The sequence below is a fragment of the Streptomyces himastatinicus ATCC 53653 genome, from assembly GCF_000158915.1.
In the GTDB taxonomy this organism is placed as follows: domain Bacteria; phylum Actinomycetota; class Actinomycetes; order Streptomycetales; family Streptomycetaceae; genus Streptomyces; species Streptomyces himastatinicus.
In genome coordinates this window covers 5,014,498-5,017,227 of the sequence record NZ_GG657754.1, presented here as the reverse complement: position 1 = coordinate 5,017,227, position 2,730 = coordinate 5,014,498, and the positions used below count along the sequence as shown (strand labels likewise).

The window sequence follows — 2,730 nt, the reverse complement described above, 5'->3', positions numbered from 1 at the left end:
CCGAGACCGAAGGGATGGGGCGGACCGCTACCCGGTAGCGCGTATTCAGGAGATGCGATGTCGCAGCAGCCTGCCCCGAAAACCGCCCCCGCGCCCGAGGAAGCCGTCCCGTCCGACGGCGAGCCCGAAGCGCCCCATCTGGACTTCCAGGGCACGACCCCGTACGAGGACTACGTCCGGGCGTCCGTCCTCACCCACCTCCAGCACCCGCTCTCCGACGACCCCGGCGAGATGGTCTTCCTGGTGACCACCCAGGTCATGGAGCTGTGGTTCACCGTCATCGTCCACGAGTGGCACACCGCCGCGCAGGCGCTGCGCGAGGACGACGTGCCCACCGCGCTGGAGGCGCTGCGGCGCTCCACGTACGAGCTGGAGTCGCTGAACGCGTCCTGGAAGCCGCTCGCGCACCTCACCCCCGGCCAGTTCAACGCGTACCGCTCCGCGCTCGGCGACGGCTCCGGCTTCCAGTCCGCGATGTACCGGCGGCTGGAGTTCCTGCTCGGCGAGAAGTCGGCGTCCATGCTGGTCCCGCACCGGGGCGCGCCGCGCGAGTACGCGGAGCTGGAGAAGGCGCTGACCGAACCCAGCCTCTACGACGAGGTGCTGCGCTTCCTTGCCCGCCGCGGCCACGCCGTACCCGCCGCCGTGCTGGACCGCGACCCGGCCCGCCGGTACGAACCGGACCCCGCGGTGGAGCGGGTGTGGCAGGAGATCTACTCCGGCCCGCGCGAGGGCGAGCTGATCCGGCTCGGCGAGGCGCTGACCGAGGTCGCCGAGCTGGTGTGGCGCTGGCGCAACGACCATCTGGTGGCCACCCGGCGGGCGATGGGCGCCAAGACCGGAACGGGCGGCTCCGCCGGGGTCGCCTGGCTGGAGAAGCGCGCCACGAAGAACGTCTTCCCCGAGCTGTGGACGGCCCGTAGCCATGTCTGATGCGACCATCCCCGTAGAACTGACCGACGAGGCCGCCGCGCTCGACGCGGCCGATGAACTCCGCGCCAAGCGCGACGCCTTCACCCTCGACGACACCGTCTACCTCGACGGCAACTCGCTCGGCGCGCTGCCCCGCGCCGTCCCCGCCCGGCTGGCCGACGTCGTGGCCCGCGAATGGGGACAGCTGCGCATCCGCTCCTGGGAGGAGAGCGGCTGGTGGACCGCCCCCGAGCGGATCGGCGACCGCGTGGGGCGGATCGTCGGGGCCGCGCCGGGACAGGTGGTGGTCGGCGACTCGACCAGCGTGAACGTCTTCAAGGCGGTCGTCGCCGCGGTGCGCATCGCCCAGGAGCGCGGCGCCCACCGCGACCAGATCGTGGTGGACGAGGCCACCTTCCCCACCGACGGCTACATCGCCGAGTCCGCCGCGCGCATGACCGGCTGCACCGTGCGGGCCGTGGCGGCGGGCGACGTGCCGACCGCGGTCGGGCCGCGCACCGCCGTCGCGCTCGTCAACCACGTCGACTACCGGACCGGCCGCCTCCATGACCTGCCCGGTACGACGGCCGCCGTGCACGCGGCCGGGGCCCTCGCCGTCTGGGACCTGTGCCACAGCGCGGGCGCGCTCCCGGTGGGGCTCGACGCCCACGGGGTCGACCTCGCCGTCGGCTGCACGTACAAGTACCTCAACGGCGGGCCCGGCGCGCCCGCCTACCTGTACGTGGCGCGGGACCACCAGCCGCGCTTCGACTCCCCGCTGCCCGGCTGGAACTCCCACGCCGACCCCTTCGGCATGGACACCGCGTACACCCCCGCCGACGGCGCGGTACGCGGCCGCGTCGGCACCCCCGACATCCTCTCCATGCTGGCGCTGGAGGCCGCGCTGGAGGTGTGGGACGACGTCCCGATCGAGGCCGTACGGGCGAAGAGCCTGGCCCTGACGGACTTCTTCTTGCGGTGCGTGGAGCGGTACGTACCGGCCGGGCGCGTCCGCTCCGTCACCCCGGCCGCCCACGCGGAACGCGGCAGCCAGGTCGCGCTGCGCTGCGCGGACGCGGGCCCGGCGATGGCCGAACTGGTCCGCCGCGGCGTCGTCGGCGACTTCCGCCGCCCCGACGTGCTGCGCTTCGGCTTCACCCCGCTGTACACCGGCTTCGCCGAGGTGGAGCGGGCGGCGCGGGTGCTGGCCGACGTCCTGGACGAGGTGGGCTGACCGATGCCACGCGACGCGGCCGCCGAGGAGGCGTCCCTGTTCGGCCACGCCCCGGTGGCGCCGGACGCGACGGCCGCGTACGGCGAACACCCGGACCAGGTGGTGGACTTCTACCTCCCCCACGACCCGGCGGCCCCCGCCCCGCTGGTGATCCTCTTCCACGGCGGCGCCTGGCGCGCCCCCTACGACCGCCACCACCTCTCCCCTTTCGCCGCCCACCTGGCGGCCCGGGGCCTGGCGGTGGCCCTACCGGAATACCGCCGAGGCGCGGCCACGGACGCCGACGGTGGACTGGTGGCTTCGGGCGGCCGCGATGCCGGGGCGGCGGCCCTCGGGCCGCACGACGCCGAGGGCGTCGGCCAGGCCCTGCGGGACGCGGACCCCGGCGGCCCCGCGGCGGGAGGCGACGGCGGACCGACAGCTCCCGGTGGGCGCGATGCCGGGCCGCACGACGCTCAGGGGCTCGGCCAACGCCCGCCGGGCGCGGGCCGTGACGCCGGGGCCGGGCGGGAGGGCGCGGGGGCGGTGGCCACCGGGAGTGTGACGCCGACAGTCCGCGTTCCGCGCCGGGTCAGCCCGGAACA

Annotated in this window: 2 protein-coding genes and 1 pseudogene; all 3 read left to right on the top strand. The window is 75.1% G+C overall.

The genetic code is table 11. From position 1 onward, the window contains the following. The first annotated feature begins 57 nt into the window (after positions 1 to 57). Positions 58 to 933, top strand: coding sequence for a tryptophan 2,3-dioxygenase family protein (locus SSOG_RS21015; protein WP_009716249.1), 876 nt, complete (start codon positions 58 to 60; stop codon positions 931 to 933). Continuing rightward, positions 926 to 2,146 (top strand): kynureninase, encoded by a 1,221-nt coding sequence (gene kynU / locus SSOG_RS21010; protein WP_009716248.1) that lies wholly within the window; start codon positions 926 to 928, stop codon positions 2,144 to 2,146. Before SSOG_RS21015 ends, kynU begins: the two co-directional genes overlap by 8 nt. 3 nt (positions 2,147 to 2,149) lie before the next feature. Then, positions 2,150 to 2,730: pseudogene (locus SSOG_RS56150) on the top strand (hypothetical protein); the annotation flags it as partial.